This is a genomic window from Novosphingobium sp. BL-S-21, assembly GCF_055521655.1.
Window position 1 is genome coordinate 1,136,289 of record NZ_CM145496.1, and the last position, 24,977, is coordinate 1,161,265.

Below are 24,977 nucleotides of genomic sequence, written 5' to 3' on the forward strand. Positions count from 1 at the left end.
CTGGCCGCGCCGCCGCAGAACGCCTGAGACCGGCGTCCTGCAAACGAACTCAATGGGAGAGGACGTAGCGCGCCTTTTCCTTGCGCCACTGCAGATCGTGGATCGCCGCCAGCGCTTCCAGCACCATCTCGGGATCGGAGGTCTGAAACCGCCCGGTCACGAGCAGTTGGCCCAATCCCGGATCGGCCAGCACCACCGGCAGGTCCGAACCGCGATTGATGCGCTGCACCAACTGCTGAACCGAGGTGTCGTCAGCGTCGAACCAGCCGTCGATCCAGCCGGGATGATCGCCGCGCACGTCGCCCAGGCTGCGCACCCGGCCGCCGCCGACTTCGATCCCGTTGCCTGCGGGAAGCCGCCACTGCCGTCCCGCCCCGGCATCGACGCTGACCAGGCCGCGATAGACGCGCACCACCCGCGTCTGGCTGTCCACCAGGTCGATGTCGAAGGCCGTCCCCAGCACGGTCACGCGGGAATCGCCCGCGTTGACCGAGAACGTGCGGACTTTCTCGTGCGCCACATCGAAGAAGGCCTCGCCGTTCTGGAGCGCGACTTCGCGCGACCAGGGCGTGATGCGCACGTCCATCCGGGTCCCGCCGCTCATGCGCACTTTCGATCCGTCCGGCAGCACGACTTCGCGCGAGGTACCGCGGGCGGCGGCATAGCTCGATTCGCTCACCAGCGTGCGGGCGCCCATCGAGAGCACGACCACCAGGCACAGCGCCACGGCCGCGAAGCCCGCGAACTGCTTCCACGCCTGCCCGGCCCAATTCGGCACGGCCTCATCCTCGAACGTACCGAAATCGTCGGGCGCGGCTTCGGCGGCCTCCAGGGCACTGCGCAAGCTGCCGGACTGCCAGAGCGCCTGGTGCCGCGCATAGCTTTCGACATGGCGCGGATCGCCCATGATCCAGCGATCGAACTCGGCGGCGACTTCAGCGTCATGCAGCGGACGGTTCATCCGGTCGACCCATTCAGCGGCCTCCCGGTCGATCACGTCGAATTCCTGCCTCTGGGCCGTCATCAGGCGAACTCCGCGAAGTCCACACCGGCGCGATCGAGCGCCGCGCGCAGATCCAGCAGGCCACGGGTGATATGCTTTTCCACTGCCTTCGCACTCATCGAGAGATCTTCGCCGATCGCACGGCAACTTTCATGATTCAGGCGCCTGCGGATGAGGACTTCGCGGCGCAGCGGCGGCATCCGTCGCAGGCAGAGCGAGAGCACGTCGAGCGCCCGGCGCGAATCGAGAATCCTGTCGAGCGAGGGGTCGTCGCTTTCCCATTCGTCGTCAACGTCATCAGAGTGCTGCGTCTCCTGGCGCATTTCCCGGCGCCGCGTGTCGATCATCAGGTTGTCCGCGATCCTGAAGGCCAGCGCAAAAAGGCTGCCTATCTGCTGCGTCTGGCTGAGAGCGATCAGGCGCGCAAGCGTTTCCTGCGCCACGTCATCCGCAACGTCCGGTCGCGCCCCTCGCGCACGGAGGTAGCGCAGAAGCGTGGACCTCACTGCATTCCAGTCCTGCGGCGGCGCCGCAGGACGATCCATGGCATTCGATAACACGATTTTTTCCACCCTGCGCCCGGCCGTCCAAAGTCCGGCGCGCGCTGCCTAGGCGGGCACCATGACGGTTTGAGGAAATCCCCATGCGCAAGCGCTCTTAACGCGCGCACCAACCCTCTCGCCGGCAGCGCGAAACCCCGCACACCCGCCCTGCCCGCCCCGCATCCTCCCGTCCCAATGGCGCTTCCAAAGACGCCTCGCCATTCTGAACCATTGACTCCGGAGCCCGCCGAAATTACCGGCCATTCTTGCGATTGAGTTGCAATATCCTGCTCTCGGGGGAAGAACGAGCATGGCCAAGAGTGCCGCGAATGCCAGAACGACGGGTCCCGCAGGCCGCCGCATCGGCCGCTGGAACGTCGCGTCGCGCATCGTCGCAGCGGTTCCGGCGAACTACCTGGTCACCTCGCTGGCCACGGCCTGCCTGGCGCGACTGCTGGCGCACGGTCTGGCGGTCAATCCCGCCGAGGCGAGCGTCACCGCCACACTGCTTTCCTTCGCCATCTTCGCCGCGATCGCCCTCTTCGCGTTCGGCCTGCGCTCCGTTTCGCGGCTCTGGCTCTGGCTGGCGCTCTCCGGCGGCGTGCTGGGGGCAGCTCTCTGGCTCTCGCTCGGCATGGGAGGCCGGCTGTGAAGGAAGGTCTGCGCCAGTCGATGGCGCTTCTCCATACCTGGACGGGGCTGCTGCTGGGCTGGCTGCTGTTCGCCATGTTCGCCACCGGCACTTCGGCCTATTTCCAGGACGAGATCACGCGCTGGATGCAGCCGGAGATCACCGGCAGCGCCGATCCGGTCACTTCGGCCGAGGGCGCCGTCCGCTTCCTCCAGCGCACCGCGCCCGATGCGACGAGCTGGTACATCTCCCTGCCCAACAGCCGTAGTGCCACCACGCAAGTCTACTGGCAGGCGGCCGAAGGCCAGAAGCGCGGCAAGCGCGCGGACACCAGCGCCGTGCTGGACCAGAGCGGCCGCGAAGTCTCCACCCGCGACACGCGCGGCGGCTACTTCCTCTATCGCTTCCATTTCGACCTGCACTACATTCCGGTGCTATGGGCCCGCTACCTGGTGGGCGTGGCGGCGATGTTCATGCTGGTGGCGATCCTGTCCGGGATCATCACGCACAAGAAGATCTTCGCCGACTTCTTCATGCTGCGCTTCAACAAGGGCCAGCGTTCCTGGCTGGACGCGCATAACGTCACGGCCGTGATCGCCCTGCCCTTCCACCTGATGATCACGTTCACCGGCCTGGTCACGCTGGCGATCATGTACATGCCCTGGGGCATTGCCGCGAACTATGCCGACCGTACGGCGTTCCAGGACGCCGTCTTCGGCAAGAGCGTGGACGTGGCGCGCAGCGGCAATCCTGCGCCTCTCGTAGCCGTGGCACCGCTGATGCGCACCGCTTCGGCCGCGTGGGACGGCAAGCGCGTGGGCTACGTGAAGATCACCAATCCCGGCGATTCCACCGCCATGGTCAACATCGCCCGCGCATCGGAAGGCGCCATCGGTTCGCGCGGCGAGGAAATCTCCTTCAACGGCATCACCGGCCGCCCGGCGGATCACAGCATGGCAAAGGGCGCGGCGCTCGCCACCGAAAGCGTGATGATCGGCCTTCATGCGGGACGCTACGCCGAATACGGCCTGCGCTGGCTCTATTTCCTCTCGGGCCTGGGCGGCACGATCATGGTGGGCAGCGGACTGGTGCTCTGGACGGTCAAGCGCCGCACCAAGCTGCCCGATCCCAGCCATCCGCACTTCGGCTTCCGCCTGGTCGAGAAACTCAACATCGCCACAGTCGCGGGCTTCCCGGCCGGCATAGCGGCCTACTTCCTGGCCAACCGCCTCCTGCCCCTGAGCATGGCCGAACGCGCCGATCATGAGATCAACAGCCTGTTTCTCACCTGGCTGGCGGTTTTCGTCTGGGCGGTGGTTCGCCCCTCGGCGCGGGCCTGGCCCGAGGCGCTCGGCCTCGCCGCCGCGCTGTTCGCTGCCGTGCCGGTGGTGAACGCCCTGACCACCTCGCGCGGACTGCCCGCCAGCGTCCTTGCGGGCGACTGGTTGTTCGTTTCGTTCGACCTGGTGATGCTGGTGCTGGCCGCCGGCTTCGCCAAGGGCGCGCGCCGCGCCGCGCGCAAGCGGGCGGAAGGCCCCCGCGCCGTTCGGCGCAAGACCCCGGAGGCCATGGCCGCATGATCCACCTTCTCGCCGTCCTCCTCTCCGCTGCTGCCTTCACCGCCCTCGCGCTTTCGATGAAGCGCCACCAGCGCGACTTTGCCGGCCGCGCCCTGACCGAGCGCGAGAGCCGCCTGGCGCGGACCGGTGGCTGGTCTCTGGTGGGACTGGTCCTCGCGATCGACATTGCTGTCTTCGGCTTCGGCTATGCGCTGGTCGCCTGGGCCGGGCAATTGACGATGGGCGCCTGGCTCAACGTGGCCTGGCTCTGCTGGAAAACCGGCGCCTCGCGAAAGAACTGACATCCCACGGGCACAAACACCGCGTCCGGACGTCCTGAAGGTATGAAGCGGCGGGCGGCAGTCCGGCGCGATCCGGGCACAAAGGGAAGCCATCCATGGGAATGCTGGTCGACGGTCAATGGCATGACGTCTGGTACGACACCGAATCCACCGGCGGCCGTTTCGTCCGCAAGGACGCCGCTTTTCGCGACCGGGTGACGGCGGACGGGGAATTCGCCGCCGAACCCGGCCGCTATCACCTCTATGTCAGCCTCGCCTGCCCCTGGGCGCACCGCACGCTGATCGTGCGCGCGCTCAAGGGGCTGGAGGAACTGGTCTCCGTTTCGGTGGTCAACTGGCTCATGCTGGAAAAGGGCTGGACCTTCGATCCGGCACCCGGGGTGATCCCGGACCCGATCCACCAGGCCCGCTTCCTCCACCAGGTCTACACCGCCGCCGATCCGGCCTATAGCGGCCGCGTGACCGTGCCGGTGCTCTGGGACCGGAAGACCGGGCGGATCGTCAACAACGAATCCTCCGAGATCATCCGCATGTTCAACCGGGCTTTCGACGGGCTGGGCGCGGCGCCGGGAGACTTCTACCCCGAAGCCCTGCGCGCGGAGGTCGATGCGGTGAACGCCCGGGTCTACGACACGGTCAACAACGGCGTCTACAAGGCCGGCTTCGCGACCCGCCAGGACGCCTACGAGGAAGCCGTCCAGCCGCTGTTCGATTCGCTGGACTGGCTGGAGGATCGCCTGTCGCGCAATCGCTATCTGGTGGGCGACAGACTGACCGAGGCCGATATCCGCCTGTTCACCACATTGGTGCGCTTCGATGCGGTCTACGTCGGCCACTTCAAGTGCAACCTGCGGCGGATATTCGATTATCCCAACCTGCAGGGGTTCCTGCGCGACATCTACCAGACGCCGGGCGTGGCCGGCACGGTAAACTTCCAGCACATCAAGGGCCATTATTACGAGAGCCACCGCACGATCAATCCCACCGGGATTGTCCCGTCCGGCCCGATACTTGATCTGGACAGCCCGCATGGCCGCGGCAGCGGGCCAGCCTGAAACGGGACGGACCGCGTCGCTCGGGGAAACTGCGGTGTTTCCTGTTACGGGAAAACAGGTAAGCTGGAGGCCGATCAGCCCAGTACCCTTCCGATCTTATCCCTTCCGGAAATTCTTAGGAGGCGCCCCCCATGCGCAAGGATGCATCCCTTTACTCGATCGACGGTTCCTCGCTTCCCAATGCCTCCTCGGAAGATTCGCTGACCGACCGGCTCAATCGGGTGCTGGAAGTGCTGAGCGCCGAGTTCCCGCATGCGGTCGACATCGGCCTGGAGTTCGACGGCAAGCTCCACGCGCATATCGACGTGCGCGGCGGCGAGGAAGTCTGCGGGGTCGAATCGAAGCTGCCCAACCTGGGCGACGGGATGTTCACCCAGGTGGCCCACGGCGCCACGCCGCATCACCCCTTCTTCCACCGGATCAGCGCCATCGTCGTCGGCTGACGTCCCTCCGGACCGCTGCCGGGAACCAACCCGGGGCCCGCGCCTTTCTCATCGGCGAGGAAGGAACGGGCCATGGCCGCACGCGCATACTGGCAAGGACAGATCAGGCTCGCCCTGGTGTCGATTCCCATCGAGGTCTACCCGGCCACCAAGTCCGGCGCCGCCATCTCGTTCCACCAGATCCACGAACCGAGCGGCAAGCGCATCCGCTACGAGAAAGTCGCGCCCGGCGTAGGCCCGGTCGATCGCGACGAGATCATCAAGGGCTATGAAATCTCCAAGGGCAACTACGTGCTGCTCGACGAGGAAGAGATCGAAGCCGTCAAGATCGAGAGCCGCAAGACGCTGGAACTGGTCCAGTTCGTGGACGCGGGCGACATCGACGTGCTCTATTACGAAAAGCCCTACTTCGTCGTTCCCGCGGACGATCTTGCCGAGGAAGCCTACGTCGTCCTGCGCGAGGCGCTGCGCCGGAGCCGCAAGGTAGGGCTTGGCCAACTGGCGGTGCGCGGGCGCGAGCAACTCGTCTCGATCAAGCCGTGCGGGCGGGGGCTGGTGATGGAAGTCCTTCGCTACGCCGACGAAGTCCACAAGGCGCAGGGCTATTTCCGCGAAATCGGCGAGGATAAGCCCGACGCCGACTTGCTCGACCTGGCGACCACGCTGATCGAGAAGAAGAGCGCGCCCTTCCACCCCGCCGAATTCCATGATCGCTATATCGATGCCCTTCACCGGCTGATCGACAAGAAGGCCAAGTCGAAAAGCAACAAGCGCGTGCTGGAGGACGTCGAGGAGCCATCGGGCGGCAGCAAGAGCAATGTCATCGACCTGATGGCCGCGCTCAAGAAGTCGGTCGGCGACAGCGGCAGCCGCACGGGGAAAGCGGCGCCTGCGAGCAAGTCCGCAGCGGACAAGGGCTCCACGGCGAAGGCGCCTGCCAAGAAGGCCGAGGCGAAGAAGCCTGCCGCCAAGAAGCCGGCGGCGACGAAGAGCCCGGCCAAGACCGCGAAGACCACGAGCACCACGACCACGCGAAGCCGCAAGCGCGCCTGAGCCATGGAACTCAACCCGGCGATCCCCCTCCATGCGATCGATTCCGAGGTTCTGCTGCGGCTTGGCGTTGCCGCCGTGGTCGGCCTGTTGCTCGGCCTCGACCGCGAGTGGCACGGCCATCCGGCCGGCCTGCGTACGCACGGACTGGTCTGCGTGGCGGCGGCCACGATGACCACTTCCATCATAGCCCTCTACTTCCAGCTCGACGGACCGCGCATGGACCCTTTGCGCATCTTCGAGGCGACCGGCGCTTTCGTGGGCTTCATCGGAGCCGGGCTGATCGTGTTTTCCCGCGGGCGCCTGCGCAACCTGACCACAGCCGCGCATATGTGGCTGACCGCGATCATCGGCATCGCCTGCGGCGCCGGGCAGTGGCCGCTGGTGGCCATCGGCGTGTTGGTCAGCCTGGTCATGGTGACGGCGCTGCATTTCGTGGAGGCGCGCTGGGACCGGCGGCATCCTTCGCCCGGTAAGGAACGGTAAGGATGGCCAAGTCCGACCCTCTCGCCGAATACAACCGCAAGCGGGACTTCGCCCGAACCGCCGAGCCGGCCGGCAAGCGGCAGAACAGCGAAGCGGGCAATATCTTCATCGTCCAGAAGCATGCCGCGCGGCGGCTGCACTGGGATTTCCGGCTGGAAGTGGACGGTGTGCTCAAGTCCTGGGCCGTGACCAGGGGCCCCAGCGCCGATCCCGAGGACAAGCGGCTGGCCGTCCGTACCGAGGATCACCCCCTCTCCTACGCCCGCTTCGAAGGCAACATTCCGCAAGGCGAATATGGCGGCGGCACCGTCATGCTCTGGGACGAAGGCACCTGGGCGCCGATCGCGGGCAAGAGCGCGAAGGACCTGGAGGAAGGACACCTCCACTTCACGCTCGACGGGGAGAGGATGAAGGGCGAGTGGCTGCTGGTGCGGATGAAGGGCCGCCCCGGTGAGAAGCGCGAGAACTGGCTGCTGCGCAAGGTCAGCGACGGCCATGCCGTCTCCGGCGATCAACTGGTCGAGGAAGGGCTGAAAAGCGTGCTCACCGGCCGCACCATGGCCGAGATCGCAGCGGACAAGGCGGGCACCCAGTCGCTCAAGGGCAAGAAGGGCAAGGCCTTCGCCGATGCCATGGACGACGCCGCGCAGCACAATTCGGAGACTGCCAAGACGGCCAGGCCCCCAGCGAAGCGGCGGCCCGGCGGCCGGGCCAAAGGCGCCCCGCCGAAGTTTCGCGCAGTCCAGCTGGCCACGCTCGTCGATGCCGTGCCGGACGGCAACTTGTGGATGCACGAGATCAAGTTCGACGGCTACCGCGCCCTCGCCGCCCTCGCCGGTGATACCGTGCGAATCTATACCCGCAGCGGCCTCGACTGGAGCGACAAGTTCGCCCCGCTTGTAGACACTCTCGCCGCGCTCGACCTTCCGCCCACCCTGATCGACGGCGAGATCATTGCACGGGGACCGGACGGCAATCCCAGCTTCTCCAACCTGCAGGCCGTGCTCAAGCGCGGACACGGCAGCCAGAAACCCGGCGACAAACTGGAATTCCACGCCTTCGACTTGCTCGAACTCGATGGGCGGAACCTGGCCCCGCTCCCCAATATCGAGCGCAAGGAGCGGCTGGAAGCGCTGCTGGCCGATGCCCGATCCCCGCTTTTCGTGGCAGACCATGTGATCGGCGCGGGCGAAAAGCTTTACGCGGCGATGTGCCAGGCGGGCCAGGAAGGCGTGATCGCCAAGCGCATCGACGCCGCCTATGCGGGCCGCCGCACCCGCAACTGGGTCAAAGTGAAATGTACCCGCAGGCAGGAATTCGTGGTGGTCGGATGGAGCCGATCGAGTGCGAAGGGACGGCCGTTTTCCTCGCTGCTGCTGGCGCAGTACGAAAAGGGGAAGCTGGTCTATCGCGGCAAAGTGGGTACCGGATTCGACGGCGACACCCTGGGCGATCTGGCGGCCCGGCTGGCACCGCTCGTCCGCAAGACCGCGCCGGTGGAAGCCGACCGGACCGAAGCGCGCGGCGCGACCTGGGTAACGCCGAAGCTTGTCGCCGAGATCGCCTTTGCCGAATTCACCGCCGAAGGGCGTGTGCGTCACGCCAGTTTCCTGGGCCTGCGCAGCGACAAGCCGGCGAAGGAGGTCACCCCCGAAATGCCCAAGTCCGCCCCCAAGGCCGCGATCGACGTCGAAATATCCAGCCGGGACCGGGTGATCTTCCCGGAAACCGGCCAGACCAAGGGCCAGCTTGCCGATTACTATGCCGCGGTGGCCCCGCTCATGCTGCCTTTCGCCGCCAACCGGCCGATCAGCCTCGTCCGCTGCCCCCAGGGTCGCGCCCGGAAATGCTTCTTCCAGAAGCACGACAGCGGCTCGTTCGGCCCTCACGTCTCTCACGTACCGATCCGCGAGAAGGACGGCGGCAGCGAGGACTACCTCTATATCGACGACGCCGAAGGGCTGGTCGCCTGCGTGCAGATGGGGACCATCGAGTTCCACGGCTGGGAATCGCGGGCGGACGCCGTCGAGAAGCCGGACCGGCTGATCTTCGACCTCGATCCCGACGAAGGGCTGGACTTCGGAGACTGCCGCCGCGCCGCGCAGGATTTGCGCCGCCAGCTTGCGGATATCGGCCTGGTCAGCTTCGCCATGTTGTCGGGCGGCAAAGGCGTCCATGTCGTGGTGCCGCTGACGCCCGGCCATGACTGGGACAGCCACAAGGACTTCGCCCGGCGGTTTGCCGAAGCCCTGAGCACGGCCGAACCGGACCGCTTCGTGGCGACGATGAGCAAGGCCAAGCGCAAGGGCAAGATCTTCATCGACTGGCTGCGCAACCAGCGCGGCAGCACCGCCGTCCTGCCCTATTCCGCCCGTGCCCGCGCCGGAGCGCCGGTGGCGGTTCCGATCTCCTGGGACGAGCTGGACGGAATGAAGGACGCCCATCCCTTCTCGATCGACGATGCCGAAGCCCTGATCGAACACGCAGCCGACTTGCGCGGCTGGGGCTTTGCCGAGCAACCCCTGCCGAACTTCTGACGCGCGTTATTGCAGCCGAAGCCCCGCGGCTTCCGTGCTGCATGCCTCTACGGACGGCGCGCGCTTCGTTCCGGTCCTGGCCAGTTCGGCGCGCGCTGCGTCGAGGTCGGCACGAAACGCCTGCTCGGCATGGAGCCGCGCCAGCGTGGCCGCCGCCATCAGTCGCCCGGCATCGACATCGCTTGCCCAATGGACGTTGCAGACCAGCCGGCTGTCCCCGAAATCACGGCCGCGCTGGAGAATGGCATCGGCGCGATCGGGCACGAGTTCGGCCAGGATCAGCGCCCAGCCCCAGCCCAGCGCGCTATGGCCGGAGGGATAGGATCCGTCGGTGCGCAGCACGGCTTCGTCCTGCGGTGAGCAGGTCGTGTCGCCGTGAGCCACGAAAGGCCGCACGCGGCGATAGTGGTCCTTGGCCTTGTAGGTGGAGAGTCCGATGTCGATCATCGCCTTGCTCATCACGCGGTAGAGCACCGGCGTGCGCTTGGCATCCGGTATCACGCCGGCGGCGCAGGCAAAGGCCTGGAAGGCATGCGCCGGCTTGAGATCGGCATCGCTCGCCGCCTGGATGAAGCGCGGACTGTCTTTCGGCCGGGCCATGGCCTTGTCCGTTTCCTCGTCCCGCGCGAACGCGGCCGATCCTTCTGCCGGTGGCGGCGGCAGGAGTGCCAGGCTATCCGGAAGCTGCGAGAGCGAGAGGTAGCCTTTCGGCATGCCCGGCGGCAGCTTGGCGGTGATGCTGGGCGGTCCGGCGCCCGTCTGCACGGGCGCCGGACCGGCAGTGGTTCCCTGGGGCGACTGGGCCGCCGCGGATACGAATATCGCGGCGGCACCCAGTGCCGAAAGGAGGATCGGAAGGCGCGCGCTCCCCATCAACTGGAACCGGCAGCGGCATCGGCCATCTTGGCGATGGCGTCGTCGATGGTGAAGCTGTTGGGACGCTGGATCGGCGGAAATTCCTTGAACGTCTCCGCGAACATCGCCGCGCCGGTCTGGGCCGCATAGATGAAGTAGGCGTTGTGCAGGAACCAGTCGTAATAGGTGTTCGAGGTGATATCCGCGAACTCGTAAGGATCGGTCCGCAGGTTGAACATCTTGGGCAGTCTCAGCCGGGTGAAGGGTTCGGCCCAGACCTGCATGGTTCCCGGGCAGCGCTGTTCCAGGAAGACCAGCTTCCAGTTGTCGTAGCGCATCGCCAGGATGTCGCCATCGTCGCTGATGTAGAAGAAGAAGTTGCGCGGGCTGTCCTTTTCCTTGCCGGTGATGTGGCCCAGCAGGCTCTTGCCGTCGATGTGGTTCTTGTAGGTGCGGCCGATCGCCTGGTGGCCCTTCTTCACTTTCTCGACGATGTCGGGTTCGCCCGCCATTTCCAGGAAAGTGGGCAGCCAGTCGTGGTGCTGGACGATGCCGTTGGAGATCGAGCCGGGCTCGATCCTGCCCGGCCAGCGCACCATCATCGGAATGCGGAACGCGCCTTCCCAATTGGTGTTCTTCTCGCTGCGGAACGGGGTCATGCCACCATCCGGCCAGGAGTTGCGGTGCGGGCCGTTGTCGGTCGAATACATGACGAACGTGTCGTCGGCGATGCCCATGTCGTCGAGAGCATCGAGAACCTGGCCGACGTTCTTGTCATGGTCGATCATGGTGTCGTGATAGTCGGATTGCCAGCGACCGGCCTGGCCCTTGCTCTCCGGCTTGGGGTGCGTGAACATGTGCATGTGCGTGGTGTTGAGCCACACGAACCACGGCTTGTCGTCCGCCTCCTGCCGCTTGATGAAATCGAGCGCCGCGGCGACGAATTCGTCGTCGCAGGTCTCCATGCGCTTCTTGGTGAGCGGGCCGGTGTCCTCGATCTTCTGCTTGCCCACCTTGCCCCAGCGTTCCATCTCCGTGGGATCGTCCTTGTCGGTGGCCCAGCTGTGGATCACGCCGCGGGGGCCGAAACGTTCCTTGAACTTGGGGTCCTTCGGATAGTCCTCCATCTCGGGCTCTTCCTCGGCATTGAGGTGATAGAGGTTGCCGAAGAACTCGTCGAAACCGTGATTGGTGGGCAGCATGTGGTTCAGGTCGCCCAGGTGGTTCTTGCCGAACTGCCCGGTGGCATAGCCCTGCTCCTTGAGCAGCGCGGCGATGGTCACGATCTTTTCGTTCATGCCGGTGGGCGCGGCGGGAATACCCACCTTGGAGAGCCCGGTGCGCAGCACGCTCTGCCCGGTGATGAAGGACGAGCGCCCCGCAGTGCAGCTCTGTTCGCCGTAGCTGTCGGTGAACTTCATGCCTTCCCTGGCAAGCCGGTCGATGTTCGGCGTTCGATAGCCCATCAGGCCGTCGGTATAGCAACTGAGATTGCTGATTCCGATGTCGTCACCCCAGATGACCAGGATGTTCGGCTTTCCATTCGGCATGATAGGCATCCTTCTGCACGATAGGACCGCAATGGTCGTGAAGGCGGGCCGATTCGGCCATCCGGGTTTCACCCGATACCAAGTTGTTTTGCATCCTAGGGGAGTGGATATTGCCTATCCAGCCCATCACTCGCGCAAACAACGTTACGAACACGCTTCGGACCGGACCTTTTATTTTCCAGTATTCTCGCTATTTCTTGGACATCCCCTCAGCATTGATGGGCGAGAGGCTCTTCAATTCGGTAAGGCCCGCAGCGCTCAGCTTGGCCCAGTGAGCGAAGAGGTCTTCGAAGTCCGCCGTGTTGGTCACGGTGTTGCGCAAGTAGGCCCGGCTGTCCTCCATGCTGCGGGAATCGACCGCACGGCCGAGCAAGGCACCGGTGCGCGAATCGCGCGCCTCGATCACCAGCGTGCCGCCCCCGGCGTCGCGGGAAAAGGTCCACGACCGGCCCGCCGTCATGGGGTCCGGGGCGACCACGTCGAGATTGACGACCGCCGTGGACAGCCGCAGCACATCGGAGCCGGGCTGGTCCACCACCTGGTATCCCGCCTTCTGGTAAGCTTCCACGAACAGCTTGTGGAAGCCGGTCTTCGCCTGCTCCAGGATATCCCGCGCCTGCTCGTTGGAGACGGGGCGCCCCCTGTCCTCGGCAAAGCCATGCTCACGCTGCCAGTTCTTGCGGAAGGCTATTTCCGCCGGGTCGATCATGACTTTGGTATAGCCGCGAAAGTCCGCATCGGGCTGAAGGTAGACCGTCTCGATCTTGCTTGATTTCACATGCATCAGCCCGTCCCAGGTGTCCGGCGCCTTGGCCGCCAGGGCGGGCACGGCGCAAGCGAGCAGAAGGGGCAGGACGGCATATCTGGACAAGCGCGCGCGCATCTTGAGTCTCCTCTGTTCCCGGTCTCGGGTCCCGACATTTTCGCAGGACATTATCCGCAGCGCGGCGGCGCGCACATCGGGACCATTACCGGCTTTGCGCGGGACTACTCCGCTCCTCCAGCGACGGCCCACTCCCGTCCTGCCCGCTCCCGCCCCGTTCACCCGGGCATGCGTCGGGCAATCCGGGGGTAATCCCCGATTCAGCTCCCGGCCCGCCTGCCGCACTCTCCTCGACCTGTCAGAGGATCAGGAGCGGTACATGCCCCATGTCAATTTCCGGCACGTCTTGTGGAGTCTCCTGGCGCTGGGATGCAGCCAGGCCGCAGGCACGGCCCAGGCCTCGGAAGGCGGCACCAGCATCTACCTGCTGGGATCCGGCGGCCCGGCCGCCGCCGTTCAGCCGCCCGTCGAAGGCATCTTCGTGGACGACACGATGTATTTCTACGGCGGCGACATCGCGGCCGACAAGAGCCTTGTCGTGGGCGGCAATGTCGCGCTGGGCCTCGACTCCTTCGTGGCGGCACAGTTCACCACCCTGGTCTGGGTACCCTCCACCAAGTTCCTGGGCGGCACCCTGGCCCTTGGCGGCTCGCTGCCGCTGGCCGCGCCGTTCGTCGATGCCTCGGTGATCGTCGCCGGGCCCGGCGGACAGTCCATCACCCGCTCCCGCACCGACAATACCCTGGCGATCGGCGACCCCCTCGCCAACATGTCGCTCGGCTGGAAGTGGGACAAGTTCTACCTGCAGGTCGGCGGCTTCGTGAATATCCCGGTGGGCCACTACCGCGAAGGCGAGCTGGCGAACATCGCGTTTCACCGCTGGGCCGGCGACGCCTCGCTGGCAGCGAGCTGGCACGACACCGATTCCGGCTGGGACGTCAGTGCCAAGGCCGGTGTCACTTTCAATGGCAACAACAAGGTCACCGACTACAACACCGGCAACGAGCTTCATGTCGAAGCCGCGGTGGAGAAGAGTTTTTCCGAGAAATTCTCCGCCGGGATCGTCGGCTATTATTACGACCAGATCAGCGGCGATACCGGCGAAGGTGCGGTGCTCGGCCCCAACAAGGGTCGGGTCGCGGCGCTGGGCGGCACGGCTGCCTATAACCTGATCCTCGGCCGCAGCCCGGCCACCTTCCGGGTGCGCGTATTCCAGGAATTCGACGCCCGCCGCCGTCAGGAGGGGACCGCGGGCATGTTGAGCCTGACCTTGCCGCTCAAGATCTTCCCGCCGGCCGCCGCGACGAACTGACCGGACACCGATCGGCCGCGTCTTGCCGGTCGCCGCTGCGCCGCAAGACGTGTGCCCATCCAGAAGGAGAGCCGACCATGCAGCAGCGGCCGGATGCCACGCCCCCTCGGCCCCTGTCCGCGGCCCCGCTCCGGTCTGCCCCGATGCTGGCGACGCTGCTGCTGGCCGGGCTTCCCTTTCCCGCCCTGGCACAGGACCGGCCGGTACAGCAGATGGCGAACGACACCGTCATCGCGACGACTTCGCTGTCCGCCCCCCAGAACGACCGGCCTGCAACCGGCGACGCCGCCGCATCGGCAGCCGCGCCGCCGGCACCTCCCGCCGCCAAGAAGATGAAACCCGACCTGCTGGTCGTTCCCATTCCGATGTCGAACCCGACGGTCGGGGCCGGGCTCACCGTGGCGGGAGTGCTGTTCTACAACCCCAACGGCTCCAGCCAGCCCTGGGTCACCGGCGGCGGTGCCTTCTATACCACCAACAAGAGCTGGGGCGCTGGCGCGGTGCACAGCATGTCGCTGGACGACGACCGCTTCAAGGTGCTGCTCTTCGGCGGCTATGCCGACATCAACATGCAGTTCTACGGCATCGGCGCCAATGCGGGCGACCGCGACATCTCGGTGGACCTGGAGGACCGGGGCACCATGATCCTGTCCCAGGGGCAATACGAGATCGCAGAGCACTTCTACGTCGGCGCGCGCTATCGCTTTCTCAAGGTGAACTCGCGGATAAAGCGCGAGAATCCGCTCTTTCCAGATCTCAATCTACCGGGCAACCTGCTCGACAGCCAGACTTCGGGCATCGGCCCGGCCGTGACTTACGACAGCCGCGACAACCAGTTCGCACCGCGCAAGGGCGCCAATGTCACGCTCGTCGGCGTCTTCAACATGGACGCGCTGGGCAGCGATTTTTCCTATAACACCTGGCAGTTCGCGGCCAGTGGGTACTTCCCGGCGACCTCCACCGGCACGCTCGCGATCCACGGCAGCCTTTGCGCGGTATCCAAGGGCGCTCCGTTCTACGACTTGTGCATGTACGGCCAGAACGGAGACCTTCGGGGATACGAAATGGGCCGCTACCGCGACCGCGCGATGTGGACCGCGCAAATCGAATGGCGCCAACAGATGAGCGACAGGTTCGGCGGGGTCCTGTTCGGCGGGATCGGCGGGATCGGAGACAGCCTCGGAGATCTCGACCATGGCAAGTTCCTGCCCGCCGTGGGCATGGGCCTGCGTTACAAGGCCTCGCCAGAGACCGGCACGAACTTGCGGCTCGACATCGCGATGGGTCGGGATTCACAGGCCATCTACTTCGGAATCGGCGAGGCGTTCTGAGCGACGCCGCCTCACGGAGGAGGCGGATAGCGGCATTTCACGAGGCGGCTAGGGACTTTCCCCGATCAACTTTTGCTCCTGCCAAGGCAATGATCGCAAAGCACAACGGAGGGTGAAGACCGATGGAGATCGTGAAACAACTGATACCGTTACTGCTGACCTTGAGCCTCGGCCTGCTGGTGGTAGCGGCCGGACTGGCATCGTCGCGCGGTGACTTCGCCTATGTCCTGAGGCGCCCCCGGCTGTTGCTGCCCGCCTTCGTGGCGATCATGGTGATCCCGATCCTCGCCGCCATGGCCATCGTCGCGCTGTTCCCGCTTTCCCAGGCGGCAAAAGCAGGCATCCTGCTCATGGCCATTTCGCCCGTGCCCCCACTGATGCCGGGCAAGGCTCTGAAGGCGGGCGGTCACACGCCCTATGTCTACGGCCTCATGGCGACCGGCGCCGTCTTCGCCGTGATCTTCGTGCCGATCCTTGGCGCCCTGGCAGCCCGCTTCTACGGCGTTCACGCGCAATTCCCGGTAAGCGTGGTCGCGCGCAATATCCTCATCGGCGTGGCCATCCCGCTTGTGGTCGGGCTTGTAGTTGGCCGGGTCCTGCTCAAGGCGCCCGCTCCGCGCCTGACGAAAGCCGTGACCATTGCCGCCTACCTGCTGCTGGTACTGGCCGCACTGCCGATCTTGATCAAAGTCTGGCCGGCAATGATGGCGCTGATCGGCAATGGCACGGTTCTGGCCATGATACTCGTCGCCGTCGTGGCCATCGCGGGCGGCCATTTTCTTGGTGGCGACAACCTGGCGGACCGAGGCTCGCTCGCCATCTCCGCCGCCATGCGACACCCTGGAATCGCCTTGGCTCTGGCCGGTGCCAATCATGCCAATGCGGCGCTTTCGGCTGCAGTCCTGCTGTTCCTGATAGTCGGGTTCCTGGTGCTGATCCCTTACCAGATGCTCCTGCGGCGACAGGAAAAGCCCGGAGATCAGGTCTGATCCCCGGGCCCTGCAGGCTCAGATATTCGCGTCAGATCCTGGCGATGGCCCGGAAACCGACATGGGACGTCGAGGTATCGACCGGCTGGGCATGGCGCGCCGCCGGTCGATAGCGCTGGCAGTAGTTCGGCGCGCAAAGGTGCGAGCCGCCCTTGAGCACGCGCCGGGGGATGCGCGTGGGATCGTTCGGGTCGACACTGTCCTGCATCGCCTTGGCCCGCGCCGTGGAGCAGCAGCTCCTGACCGGCTCCACACCGGGAGAATCGCGCCACCAGTCGGCGGTCCATTCCCAGACATTGCCGATCATGTCGTTGAGCCCATAGCCGTTGGCCGGATAGGTGCCGACGGGCGAGGTCCGCAGCCACCCGTCCTCGCGCAAGTTCGCATAAGGGAAAGCGCCCTGCCAGGTGTTGGCCTGATGGACACCGCCCGGCACGAGTTCGGAACCCCAGGCGAATTCGGTGCCTTCGCTGCCACCGCGCGCCGCGAACTCCCATTCCGCCTCGTTCGGCAGCGAGAGTCCCGACCAGTCGAGATAGGCCTCGACATCGACCAGCGCGACATGGACCACCGGATGTTCGGCGATCTCGTCCAGGGAGCTATCCGGTCCGGTGGGATGGCGCCAGTCCGCGCCGGACTGGAACGACCACCACTGGCTGACCGGCCCGCGCGGATCGACCGGGCGGGCGGGCGGCTGGAACACGAGCGAGGACGGCACCAGCATCTCCGGCAGGGCGCCGGGATAGTCGGCCGGGTCCGGCGCCTGCTCTGCAAAAGTGCGGTAGCCGGTTTCCGCCACGAACCGCGCGAATTCCCGGTTGGTCACCGGGTTGCGGTCGATCCAGAACCCTTCGACCGCGGCCGGCCGTTCGGGCCGCTCCTCGGGATAATGGTGGTTGGAGCCCATGGTGAACTGCCCGCCTTCGATCCAGACCATGTCGCGATCGGATCCGGGGCGGGTCTTTGCTGCAATCGATGCCACCGTTCAGTTCATCCCGGAGATGTTGAAGACGATCCCCAGCACCGCCGCTATGCCGAGAATAGCCAGCAGCACCGCAACGACCAGGGTAAGCGAAACCGGAAACACCGTCTCGCCGTGAATCAGCCCGTCGCCCGTCATGGACGTTCGGCTGGCGCGAAGCTCCAGCGCAAACTGGACGTGCCGCGCGATGCCGCCGAACAGCAGCAATATGCCCAGCACGATAAGCGCCACGCCGAAGTTCCGGGGTGTCTGGCTTTGGCCGATGACACCCGCTTCGTGCAGCTTCGCGAAGGCCTGATAGATCGTGAACCCGAAGCCGATGAGCGACAGCGCAGTGCGTATCTCGGACATCAACGTCCGATCGGCGCTCATCCGCGTCCGGTGGAAGGACATGCCGGTGCGGCGCATCGACATTTCCGTGCGGTTTTCGGAAAGACCCGTGCGATGCTGCGAAAGATCGGTCCGGAATTCGGACAGGTCCGTGCGGTGCTCCGAAAGGTTCGTGCGAAAGCGCGAGAGATTGCTGCGAAACCGCGAGAAAGTGGTCGAAGCCTCGTCGGAAGAGATTCCGGCAACGTCGGGCAGAGGCGGAACGGCAGGCAGGTCGATCCGCTCGGGCCTGGGGGTGGCGATGCCCCGTTCGTTCTCGAACGCTTCGCCGGTCATTTCGCCGCTCCTGCCGGCGGCGGGAAGTTGGCGAGAACCGCCGTCACCACCGCATTGACCTTTTCCTGAGTGACGCTGCTGCTGGTCACCTGCTGCGTCGCAGTGCCATGCCACACCGGCGACTTGCTCGCGCTGTCGTAGACGTCGATGGTCAGCGTCCCGTCCGTCACGTTGCGCACATCGACCTGGTTGTACCCGGCCCAGCCGCCCCAGGGACGGAAATAGGGCCCGTAGGAGCCCAGCGAGGATACTTCCACGCGGTCACGCGAACCAAGGGTAAACCCGATGGCGAAATCGCCGGTGCCGCTTTGGGTATAGCCTCGCTTGGCCATCTCGCTCTCGACAGCGGTCTTGACGCGCTGGGTAAGCAGCGGGTTCACGCCTTGCGGTGCGGCAGTGTAAGCCCAGCTATACGTCCGGAAACCGGCAAAATTCGCCGCAGGATCGGCGTCGAAGGTTACTTTCGGCGTGGTCGCGCAAGATGCCGTCAGCAGTGCGCAACATGCCAGGGTCAATGCTCGCGAGTTCATGGCCTTCTCCTTGTATCGAGAGGTGAACTATCCGGTTGGCAGTGGCGTTCAGCTATCGGGAATCTCCCTGATGCAGGCTGTCGGGCATCCCCATGGACAGCCCCCGAGGTTCGCCGCGCCGACTACCCTGGCATCTCCCGAGGCAATTCCAGCGCGATCAGAGGGATTCCCCGGATGTGACGCCGGCAGGGAAACTGTGACCCTGTAACGGTTCAGCCATCAAAGGAGTGACCGATGCCCGTTTCGCGCTTCCGGCCTGCCGCCGGAGCCTTCACGCTGGCGCTGCTGCTCGCGGGTGCCGCGACGCCCGCTCTCGCCCAGGCCGCTGCGGACCAGACCCCGTCCGCAGCCGACGCGGCGACCACCGCAGCCACCAGCGCAGCCACTGGGCCCCGCACGGCAACGCAGACGCTCGACCCGGTGGCCATCCAGGCGCTCAAGGGCATGGGCAACTATCTCAAGACACTGCAAAGCTTCGAGATCCAGTCCAAGGCGACGATGGAATCGACGTTGCAGGACACCGATATCGCCGTGCATCTCGGCTATGAGGCAACCTACAAGGTCATGCGGCCCACCGCCTTCTTCGTGCAATTGAAGTCGGACCGCGCGATCCGCGAATATTATTATGACGGCAAATCACTCACCGTGAACGTGCCGCGGCAGAACTACTATGCCAAAGTGCCTGCGCCGGCGACGATCCGCCAGACGGTGGACAAGATCTATCTCGACTACGGCATCGACTTGCCGCTTGCCGATCTGTTCTACTGGTCCGAAAATCCCGTGACCGATGGCATCACTTCGGCCGTTCGCGTGGGCTTCGCGCGGATCAACGGGCAGGAAACCGACCAGTTCGCCTATCGCGGCGAGGATCTCGACTGGCAGCTCTGGATCGCCCGCGGCAAGAAGCCGGTGCCGCTGAAGGTCGTGATCATAGACCGGTCGAACCCGATCCGGCCGTCTTACGTGGCGGAACTCACCTGGAACACCGCCCCTGCCCTGACGGCGCGCGATTTCGCCTTCGTTCCGGGGAAGAACGCCACCGCGATCCAACTGGCCGCGCTTTCCAGCCTGGAGGGCAACTGACATGCGAAACGATCGGATCGCTCGGATCGGAGCCCTTGCCACGTCGCTCGCAGTCCTTGCGGCGACGATTGCTCCGGCCGAGGCCCAGCGCCGTCTCGGCGGCGGCGGCATGCATATGAGCGGCGGACGCATGAGTGGCGGGCTGGGCGGCGGCGGAGGCTTTCAGGGCCGCAGCAACTTCCATGCCCCCGGCAGCGGCGGCGGCGGCATCCGCAATCCCGACATCCCGCGCGAGCATCCCGTGCCGCATCCCGATGGCGGCGGCGGAAGACCCGAACCCGGCCCCGGTCCGCATCCTGGCCCCGGACCTAACCCCGGCCCCGGCCCTGGCCCTGGCCCTGGCCCTGGCCCTGGACCTGGCCCTGGACCCGGCCCCGGACCGCATCCTGGACCTGGCCCCGGACCTGGACCTCACCCGGGACCAGGACCTCGTCCGGGACCGCCGCCGCCGCCCCCGCCGCCCGGCTGGGGTTGGGGCTGGGGCTACTACGACGATCCCTTCTGGGATGCTGCGGCCGTCGGCATCGTCGCCGGCACCACTGCAGCCGTGGTGGCCAGTTCCAGCCAGCCGGACACGGTGGTCATCCAGAGCACGACCGTCGGCTCGGTGGTCTACACGCTCCCTTCCAATTGCCCGAAAGTGGTGCGCGGCGACGTGACCTACTTCAGCTGCAACAACATCTGGTATCGCCCGCAGTACCAATCCTCCGGGGTTACCTACGTCATCGTCAATCCGCCGGGGTGAGGCTCATGTACCCCCTCGGTCCCGCGCCGGTGGAGCAGGTCGCCGGAGTTGCCCTTCCCGAAGGGCGGCTCCGGCGACTACGCCGCGGCAGTCGGGCAAACCTGGCGGGAGGATCGCTGGATGAAATCGATAGCAATGTTATCGCGCGATACATTCCACCATGCGATGGCGAGCAAAGCGGCAGTGGCTTTTGCCAGACCAGACATGAAAGCTTACACTAGTCCGGCAGAATGTTCTCAATTTACCTTTTGAACCTCTGGCTATTTTTCAAATATTTAATATCAATATCCGGCCCGGTTTCAAAGGCGAACCTCTCCTGAAAATTCAGGAGAACAATTCGACTTGGAAAAGTGCCTTTGCATCTGCGTTCGCCGTTCGTCGGAATTGTGGAGAACTTATGCCGGAATGCTAGGGAAACTCCCGATTGAACGGGGTCATGACGGAACGAAGATAGACCCGCAGCCAACCGATGGCACCTGCAACGCCGCTAGAAAAAGGGGGGGTCGAATGCGCCCGATCACAAGCAGAATCCTTATCGCTGACGATCATCAGGCGATGCGCCAGGGCGTTCGGACCTTGCTGGAATCGCATGCCGATTTCCAGGTCGTGGGGGAAGCGGCCGATGGCCGCGAGGCGCTGAACCTGGCGGTGGAAACCAAGCCGGACATCGCCATCCTGGATTACTCGCTGCCGCTGATGAACGGCCTCGAACTGACCCGCGCGATCAAGCACGAGCTGCCGCGCACCGAAATACTGATCTACACGATGCACGATCGCGAAAGCATCCTGATAGATGTCCTGCGCGCCGGTGCCCGCGGCTATGTCCTCAAGTCGGACAGCGGCGTGCATCTGGTCTCTGCGGCCAAGGCCCTGGCGAAACGCAAGCCGTACTTTTCCGGCGCGATTTCGGAAACGCTGCTGGAACACTTCATCGATACCAACCACTCTACCGACAAGAGCATCATGCTCACCGCGCGCGAACGCGAGATCGTGCAGCTGATCGCGGAAGGCAAGCTGAACAAGCAGATCGCCCATATGCTGGGCATCAGCGTGAAGACGGTGGAAACCCACCGCGCCGCCGCCATGCACAAGCTGAAGCTCAGGACGACGGCGGAACTCGTGCTTTATGCGGTTCGGAACAATATCGTTGAGCCTTGACCGCATTCGCCGCAGCGTCGGTCTGGCGCCGCTGCGGGAAATAGGCGCCGATGTGCGTGCCATTGGCGCGCCGCTCCACGCAGAAGATACCGCCCAGCGCCTCTACGCGCTCACGCATCCCTGACAATCCCACGCCCATGGCCTCGCGGCGGCGTCCTTCGATGATGTCGCTGGGAATGCCGATCCCGTCGTCCTCTACTTCCAGCACGAGATGCTTGGCCACCGTCGTCAGGCGCACTTCCACGGTATGGGCGAAGGCATGCTTGCCCACGTTGACCAGCGCTTCCTGCGCGACGCGGTAAAGCGCAATCTCGAGATCGGCCGAGGGCCGCAGACGCCCGGCAAGGTTCTGGAAACGAACATCGAGCCCCGTGCGCCGCGCAAAACCCCTGACGAAGGCTGCCAGCGCCTCGTAGATGCCCCCAGACGACAGTTCCGGCGGATGCAGGACGTAGCTGAGCGTGCGCATCTGATGCTGCGCGGTGCTGAGCGCGCTTTCGATGTCGATACAGGCTTCCTCGATGGCGTCGAAAGTCCGCGCCTTGCGCACCGTCTCCAGCATGACTTGCGCCAGCGCGAGGTGCTGCGCGGTGCCGTCATGAAGATCGCGCGCGATCCGGCGGCGCTCCTCTTCCTGCGCCAGGAGAATTCTGGCCTGCTGCGCCCGCCGCGTCAGCCGCTCCCCTGCCTTGCGGCCGGTCTTGAGCACGACCAGGATCATGCCGAAGGGCTCGGCGATGCTCGTGATCTGGACGCCCAGTTCCCCCCCGCGCGAGGTCAGCATGGGATAGCTGCGGCTGACGGACAGCAGGCTGCCGCCCAGGATGCGAACGATGTGCCCGCGAATGTCCGATCGGGATTCCTGGTCGAGAGGAAGCTGCTCCAGCACGCTCTCGAACGATGAATTGACGCTCTGGGCGAAGTCCATGCCCAGCACCGCAAGTGCCGCATCGGTAAGATTGGCAAGGACCACCTTGCCGCTCGGCGCCACTACGAAGACATCGAGCGGCAGCGCCTGGATTAACCCGCTCAGGACAGTAGCGCGGTTCTCATCATAGCTGAGGTTCTTTACGAGCGGCATCTTGACTACGACGCCGCTGCAATCGATTTTCGGGTTCGTCATACGCACAGCCCCCGTGAGTACGCAGCAATTTGCGCTTCGGATCAATAGCGTAACTAAGTATGATTCTCTAGCTGTATTATTCCAAGTCCATGACTAACCACAATGGATAGGTTTTTCGCGCCTCCGTAATTACCCGTATAGCTCTTTACTTATTGTGATATTGTTTCCAGCACCGCCCATTAGCTAACGTGGCAACTGAACTTTTCTGTCCTGCAGCATCGGCGCAGGCCAGGCGCATCGCCTGCAAACGCTGCCGAAAACCGGACCTCGCGGATACCCGATCGCCATTTCCTGCCTGAAAGGGTGCGTCGAACGCTCCGGACATGCTGCAGCGCCCACACGCACGATCATCGAGTTGCGCAGCGGATCCGCGTGCCCTCGCGCCCTTCCGGTATGTGCCCTTACGGCCACAGGGAAAGCCCCCATAGCCTCGGAGCAAGGAATCGATAGCGTGCTGTCCTGTAGAAACTGATGCGTGAGCCCAGCCGATGTCCGAAGCTGACACCAGCGGCACAGCCCAGGACACATCGCCCGGGCGCAGAGGCTGGATCCGCGATCCGCTGGCGGGGCTGGTCGACGCGGTCGTGGCCCTTCCCGATGGCCTCGCAACCGCCGCGCTGATCGGCGTGAACCCGGTTGCCGGCCTCTATGCCGCCGCGATAGGCCCTGCAGTCGGCGGCATGCTGACGAGCAGCCGGTTGATGATCGTCGCGACCACCAGCGCTTCCGCCGTCATGGCCGCAGAGGCGCTTGCGGCGTTCTCCGGCGAGGCACGCACCAGCGCACTGATGCTGCTGGTCCTGCTGTCCGGTGGCTTCCTGGTCCTGTTCGGACTGTTGCAGGCCGGCCGGCTCGTGCGCTTCGTCTCCCATGCAGTGATGACCGGCTTCATGCTGGGCGTGGCGGTGATGCTGATCCTCTCGCAATTACCCACGCTGGTTGGCTATTCTCCGCAGCCGCCCGCCGAAGTCGGCCCCCTGCTCTCGCGGCTGCTCCATATGGGCCGGATCGCGCCCCATACCGCGATTATCGGCCTCTCCACTCTGGCGCTGCTGCTGATACTGCGCCGCACACGGCTCAGCCTCTGGTCCCCCCTTCTCGCACTGGCCGTCCCGACGCTCTCGATGGCGGCACTGGGATGGAGCGACGTTCCCACTGTCGCCAGCGGCAGCCCCATTCCGCGCGGGTTCCCGCTGCCGCGCCTGCCGGCGCTGGACAGCTTGACGCTCGACCTCGTCGGATCGGCTTTCGCCATCGCCGTGGTCGTGGCGATACAGGGTGCCGGGGTCAGCCAAGGCCTTGCCGTCGCCCACGGCCGCCGCGCGAACGTCTCCCGCGACATGATGGCGCAAGGCGTCGCCAATTGCGCGAGCAGCCTGATGTCGGGGATCGGCGTAGGCGGGTCGGTCAGCCAGACCGCCCTCAACGTCAGCCTCGGCGCCGCGACCCGCTGGGCCGGCATCAGCGCGGGGATCTGGCTGCTGGTCTTCATCCTGCTCATCCCCAATCTGGTCGGCCTGGTCCCGACGAGCGGCCTCGCCGCGCTGATGGTCAGCGCCGGAGCGAGCGCGATCAACTGGCGCGAGGCACTCTCCATCTGGCGCGTGGGAGGCGGCGCGCGGCTCGCCATCGTCGCGACTTTCAGCGCCTGCCTGGCCTTATCCATCCCCGTAGCAGTCGGCATCGGGGTACTGGTGACGATCGTCTATTTCGTCTCGTCCTCGGCCACGGACGTGTCCATGCGGATGGTGGTGCAGCGACCTGACGGACAGGCGGAGGAACAGCCCCCGCCGGCCGCCCTCGCCAGCCACCAGATCCTCGTCCTCGACGTCTGGGGAAGCCTGTTCTTCGCGGGAGCGCGGACCCTTCAGGAAAACCTGCCGGATCCCGCCGGAGCGGAAGAGCCCGCAGTCATCCTGCGCATGCGCGGCCACAGCGCGGTGGACGCCACCCTGATCGAAGTGCTTGACGACTACGCCCACCGACTGTCGAAGCAAGGCGGCACGCTCTACCTCAGCGGCGTCAGCGACGGCCTGGCCGAACAATTCCGCCGATCGGGAAAACTGCTGCCTTCCAGCAACGTGCACATCGTTCCGGTCCAACCCATAATCGGCGCCGCCACCCGAACCGCCCTCGCCGAAGCACGCCGCTGGTCTGACGACCACGACAACGGCGCCAGCTGAACGTGTGATGCCGCTAAGGTTCGGCTAAATAAAAGTCTT

General features: G+C 65.2%; 24 protein-coding genes. 15 read left to right on the forward strand and 9 right to left on the reverse strand.

Annotated elements, in window-relative coordinates; all coding sequences use genetic code 11:
- Nucleotides 1–49 precede the first annotated feature (49 nt).
- Nucleotides 50–1,024: a FecR family protein gene (locus ACZ1J6_RS13670; RefSeq protein ID WP_431566962.1), complete on the reverse strand. Its 975-nt coding sequence runs from the start codon at nt 1,022–1,024 to the stop codon at nt 50–52.
- A complete protein-coding gene (locus tag ACZ1J6_RS13675) occupies nt 1,024–1,548 on the reverse strand; it encodes an RNA polymerase sigma factor (protein WP_279388316.1) in 525 nt (174 codons plus the stop codon). The genes ACZ1J6_RS13670 and ACZ1J6_RS13675 overlap by 1 nt, the downstream gene beginning before the upstream one ends.
- Nucleotides 1,549–1,855: 307 nt before the next feature.
- Between ACZ1J6_RS13675 and ACZ1J6_RS13680 the strand changes: the two genes are divergently transcribed.
- From ACZ1J6_RS13680 to ligD, 8 genes are all read left to right on the forward strand, one after another.
- Nucleotides 1,856–2,197 carry a hypothetical protein gene (locus ACZ1J6_RS13680; RefSeq protein ID WP_431566963.1) on the forward strand — a complete coding sequence of 114 codons (342 nt, stop codon included), beginning with the start codon at nt 1,856–1,858 and terminating at the stop codon, nt 2,195–2,197.
- Complete coding sequence (locus tag ACZ1J6_RS13685) at nt 2,194–3,756, forward strand: PepSY-associated TM helix domain-containing protein (protein ID WP_465128122.1); 1,563 nt, start codon at nt 2,194–2,196, stop codon at nt 3,754–3,756. Before ACZ1J6_RS13680 ends, ACZ1J6_RS13685 begins: the two co-directional genes overlap by 4 nt.
- Nucleotides 3,753–4,037 carry a DUF3325 domain-containing protein gene (locus ACZ1J6_RS13690; protein ID WP_431566964.1) on the forward strand — a complete coding sequence of 95 codons (285 nt, stop codon included), beginning with the start codon at nt 3,753–3,755 and terminating at the stop codon, nt 4,035–4,037. Before ACZ1J6_RS13685 ends, ACZ1J6_RS13690 begins: the two co-directional genes overlap by 4 nt.
- Before the next feature lie 95 nt (nt 4,038–4,132).
- Nucleotides 4,133–5,092: a glutathione S-transferase family protein gene (locus ACZ1J6_RS13695; RefSeq protein WP_431566965.1), complete on the forward strand. Its 960-nt coding sequence runs from the start codon at nt 4,133–4,135 to the stop codon at nt 5,090–5,092.
- Between the two features lie 131 nt (nt 5,093–5,223).
- Nucleotides 5,224–5,535 (forward strand): hypothetical protein, encoded by a 312-nt coding sequence (locus ACZ1J6_RS13700; RefSeq protein WP_243654096.1) that lies wholly within the window; start codon nt 5,224–5,226, stop codon nt 5,533–5,535.
- Nucleotides 5,536–5,607: 72 nt separating this feature from the next.
- Complete coding sequence (gene ku, locus ACZ1J6_RS13705; protein WP_431566966.1) at nt 5,608–6,588, forward strand: non-homologous end joining protein Ku; 981 nt, start codon at nt 5,608–5,610, stop codon at nt 6,586–6,588.
- A gap of 3 nt (nt 6,589–6,591) precedes the next feature.
- Nucleotides 6,592–7,071: an MgtC/SapB family protein gene (locus tag ACZ1J6_RS13710; RefSeq protein ID WP_431566967.1), complete on the forward strand. Its 480-nt coding sequence runs from the start codon at nt 6,592–6,594 to the stop codon at nt 7,069–7,071.
- A 2-nt stretch (nt 7,072–7,073) separates the two neighbouring features.
- Complete coding sequence (gene ligD, locus ACZ1J6_RS13715; protein ID WP_431566968.1) at nt 7,074–9,608, forward strand: DNA ligase D; 2,535 nt, start codon at nt 7,074–7,076, stop codon at nt 9,606–9,608.
- Nucleotides 9,609–9,614: 6 nt separating this feature from the next.
- Here the strand turns inward: ligD and ACZ1J6_RS13720 are convergent, their stop codons facing one another.
- The 3 genes from ACZ1J6_RS13720 to ACZ1J6_RS13730 all read right to left on the reverse strand — a co-directional run bounded on the left by ACZ1J6_RS13720 (nt 9,615) and on the right by ACZ1J6_RS13730 (nt 12,896).
- Complete coding sequence (locus tag ACZ1J6_RS13720; protein ID WP_465128123.1) at nt 9,615–10,481, reverse strand: acid phosphatase; 867 nt, start codon at nt 10,479–10,481, stop codon at nt 9,615–9,617.
- Nucleotides 10,481–12,013: an arylsulfatase gene (locus ACZ1J6_RS13725; protein WP_134093193.1), complete on the reverse strand. Its 1,533-nt coding sequence runs from the start codon at nt 12,011–12,013 to the stop codon at nt 10,481–10,483. Before ACZ1J6_RS13725 ends, ACZ1J6_RS13720 begins: the two co-directional genes overlap by 1 nt.
- A gap of 190 nt (nt 12,014–12,203) precedes the next feature.
- On the reverse strand, nt 12,204–12,896 hold the full coding sequence (locus ACZ1J6_RS13730; RefSeq protein WP_132263524.1) for a DUF3313 family protein: 693 nt from the start codon (nt 12,894–12,896) through the stop codon (nt 12,204–12,206).
- A 259-nt stretch (nt 12,897–13,155) separates the two neighbouring features.
- On the opposite strand from ACZ1J6_RS13730, the gene ACZ1J6_RS13735 reads away from it, so the two are divergent.
- The 3 genes from ACZ1J6_RS13735 to ACZ1J6_RS13745 all read left to right on the forward strand — a co-directional run bounded on the left by ACZ1J6_RS13735 (nt 13,156) and on the right by ACZ1J6_RS13745 (nt 16,468).
- A complete protein-coding gene (locus tag ACZ1J6_RS13735; protein ID WP_431566754.1) occupies nt 13,156–14,148 on the forward strand; it encodes a SphA family protein in 993 nt (330 codons plus the stop codon).
- A gap of 77 nt (nt 14,149–14,225) precedes the next feature.
- Nucleotides 14,226–15,479: a BamA/TamA family outer membrane protein gene (locus ACZ1J6_RS13740; protein ID WP_431566753.1), complete on the forward strand. Its 1,254-nt coding sequence runs from the start codon at nt 14,226–14,228 to the stop codon at nt 15,477–15,479.
- Between the two features lie 122 nt (nt 15,480–15,601).
- Complete coding sequence (locus ACZ1J6_RS13745; protein ID WP_132263528.1) at nt 15,602–16,468, forward strand: Na+-dependent transporter; 867 nt, start codon at nt 15,602–15,604, stop codon at nt 16,466–16,468.
- Nucleotides 16,469–16,499: 31 nt separating this feature from the next.
- Here ACZ1J6_RS13745 and ACZ1J6_RS13750 read toward each other — a convergent pair whose 3' ends face one another.
- Genes ACZ1J6_RS13750 through ACZ1J6_RS13760 form a run of 3 tightly spaced genes read right to left on the reverse strand, consistent with a single transcriptional unit; the run spans nt 16,500 to nt 18,646 of the window.
- Nucleotides 16,500–17,405 (reverse strand): formylglycine-generating enzyme family protein, encoded by a 906-nt coding sequence (locus ACZ1J6_RS13750; RefSeq protein ID WP_431566752.1) that lies wholly within the window; start codon nt 17,403–17,405, stop codon nt 16,500–16,502.
- Nucleotides 17,406–17,453: 48 nt separating this feature from the next.
- A complete protein-coding gene (locus ACZ1J6_RS13755) occupies nt 17,454–18,116 on the reverse strand; it encodes a YidH family protein (RefSeq protein WP_132263532.1) in 663 nt (220 codons plus the stop codon).
- Nucleotides 18,113–18,646, reverse strand: a complete 534-nt coding sequence (locus ACZ1J6_RS13760) for a DUF4136 domain-containing protein (protein WP_431566751.1) — start codon at nt 18,644–18,646, stop codon at nt 18,113–18,115. The genes ACZ1J6_RS13755 and ACZ1J6_RS13760 overlap by 4 nt, the downstream gene beginning before the upstream one ends.
- A gap of 234 nt (nt 18,647–18,880) precedes the next feature.
- On the opposite strand from ACZ1J6_RS13760, the gene ACZ1J6_RS13765 reads away from it, so the two are divergent.
- The 3 genes from ACZ1J6_RS13765 (at nt 18,881) to ACZ1J6_RS13775 (ending at nt 21,632) form a co-directional block, all read left to right on the forward strand.
- Nucleotides 18,881–19,729 (forward strand): DUF2092 domain-containing protein, encoded by an 849-nt coding sequence (locus ACZ1J6_RS13765; protein WP_431566750.1) that lies wholly within the window; start codon nt 18,881–18,883, stop codon nt 19,727–19,729.
- A gap of 1 nt (nt 19,730) precedes the next feature.
- Nucleotides 19,731–20,474, forward strand: coding sequence for a hypothetical protein (locus ACZ1J6_RS13770; protein WP_465128124.1), 744 nt, complete (start codon nt 19,731–19,733; stop codon nt 20,472–20,474).
- 507 nt (nt 20,475–20,981) lie between these two features.
- Nucleotides 20,982–21,632 carry a response regulator gene (locus ACZ1J6_RS13775; protein ID WP_132263540.1) on the forward strand — a complete coding sequence of 217 codons (651 nt, stop codon included), beginning with the start codon at nt 20,982–20,984 and terminating at the stop codon, nt 21,630–21,632.
- Here ACZ1J6_RS13775 and ACZ1J6_RS13780 read toward each other — a convergent pair.
- The gene (locus ACZ1J6_RS13780; RefSeq protein ID WP_431566748.1) at nt 21,574–22,713 is read right to left on the reverse strand and encodes a sensor histidine kinase; all 1,140 of its coding nucleotides are present in this window, start codon (nt 22,711–22,713) and stop codon (nt 21,574–21,576) included. The genes ACZ1J6_RS13775 and ACZ1J6_RS13780 overlap by 59 nt on opposite strands.
- 530 nt (nt 22,714–23,243) lie before the next feature.
- Here ACZ1J6_RS13780 and ACZ1J6_RS13785 point away from each other — a divergent pair.
- Complete coding sequence (locus ACZ1J6_RS13785; RefSeq protein WP_431566747.1) at nt 23,244–24,938, forward strand: SulP family inorganic anion transporter; 1,695 nt, start codon at nt 23,244–23,246, stop codon at nt 24,936–24,938.
- Nucleotides 24,939–24,977: the final 39 nt, after the last annotated feature.

Bases quoted from the DNA above. Each gene is read 5' to 3' on its own strand.
- ACZ1J6_RS13670 (WP_431566962.1), bottom strand. From the start codon at position 1,024: ATGACGGCCCAGAGGCAGGAATTCGACGTGATCGACCGGGAGGCCGCT.
- ACZ1J6_RS13675 (WP_279388316.1), bottom strand. From the start codon at position 1,548: ATGGATCGTCCTGCGGCGCCGCCGCAGGACTGGAATGCAGTGAGGTCC.
- ACZ1J6_RS13680 (WP_431566963.1), top strand. From the start codon at position 1,856: ATGGCCAAGAGTGCCGCGAATGCCAGAACGACGGGTCCCGCAGGCCGC.
- ACZ1J6_RS13690 (WP_431566964.1), top strand. From the start codon at position 3,753: ATGATCCACCTTCTCGCCGTCCTCCTCTCCGCTGCTGCCTTCACCGCC.
- ACZ1J6_RS13695 (WP_431566965.1), top strand. From the start codon at position 4,133: ATGGGAATGCTGGTCGACGGTCAATGGCATGACGTCTGGTACGACACC.
- ACZ1J6_RS13700 (WP_243654096.1), top strand. From the start codon at position 5,224: ATGCGCAAGGATGCATCCCTTTACTCGATCGACGGTTCCTCGCTTCCC.
- ku (WP_431566966.1), top strand. From the start codon at position 5,608: ATGGCCGCACGCGCATACTGGCAAGGACAGATCAGGCTCGCCCTGGTG.
- ACZ1J6_RS13710 (WP_431566967.1), top strand. From the start codon at position 6,592: ATGGAACTCAACCCGGCGATCCCCCTCCATGCGATCGATTCCGAGGTT.
- ligD (WP_431566968.1), top strand. From the start codon at position 7,074: ATGGCCAAGTCCGACCCTCTCGCCGAATACAACCGCAAGCGGGACTTC.
- ACZ1J6_RS13720 (WP_465128123.1), bottom strand. From the start codon at position 10,481: ATGGGGAGCGCGCGCCTTCCGATCCTCCTTTCGGCACTGGGTGCCGCC.
- ACZ1J6_RS13725 (WP_134093193.1), bottom strand. From the start codon at position 12,013: ATGCCGAATGGAAAGCCGAACATCCTGGTCATCTGGGGTGACGACATC.
- ACZ1J6_RS13730 (WP_132263524.1), bottom strand. From the start codon at position 12,896: ATGCGCGCGCGCTTGTCCAGATATGCCGTCCTGCCCCTTCTGCTCGCT.
- ACZ1J6_RS13735 (WP_431566754.1), top strand. From the start codon at position 13,156: ATGCCCCATGTCAATTTCCGGCACGTCTTGTGGAGTCTCCTGGCGCTG.
- ACZ1J6_RS13740 (WP_431566753.1), top strand. From the start codon at position 14,226: ATGCAGCAGCGGCCGGATGCCACGCCCCCTCGGCCCCTGTCCGCGGCC.
- ACZ1J6_RS13745 (WP_132263528.1), top strand. From the start codon at position 15,602: ATGGAGATCGTGAAACAACTGATACCGTTACTGCTGACCTTGAGCCTC.
- ACZ1J6_RS13750 (WP_431566752.1), bottom strand. From the start codon at position 17,405: ATGGTCTGGATCGAAGGCGGGCAGTTCACCATGGGCTCCAACCACCAT.
- ACZ1J6_RS13755 (WP_132263532.1), bottom strand. From the start codon at position 18,116: ATGACCGGCGAAGCGTTCGAGAACGAACGGGGCATCGCCACCCCCAGG.
- ACZ1J6_RS13760 (WP_431566751.1), bottom strand. From the start codon at position 18,646: ATGAACTCGCGAGCATTGACCCTGGCATGTTGCGCACTGCTGACGGCA.
- ACZ1J6_RS13765 (WP_431566750.1), top strand. From the start codon at position 18,881: ATGCCCGTTTCGCGCTTCCGGCCTGCCGCCGGAGCCTTCACGCTGGCG.
- ACZ1J6_RS13770 (WP_465128124.1), top strand. From the start codon at position 19,731: ATGCGAAACGATCGGATCGCTCGGATCGGAGCCCTTGCCACGTCGCTC.
- ACZ1J6_RS13775 (WP_132263540.1), top strand. From the start codon at position 20,982: ATGCGCCCGATCACAAGCAGAATCCTTATCGCTGACGATCATCAGGCG.
- ACZ1J6_RS13780 (WP_431566748.1), bottom strand. From the start codon at position 22,713: ATGCCGCTCGTAAAGAACCTCAGCTATGATGAGAACCGCGCTACTGTC.
- ACZ1J6_RS13785 (WP_431566747.1), top strand. From the start codon at position 23,244: ATGTCCGAAGCTGACACCAGCGGCACAGCCCAGGACACATCGCCCGGG.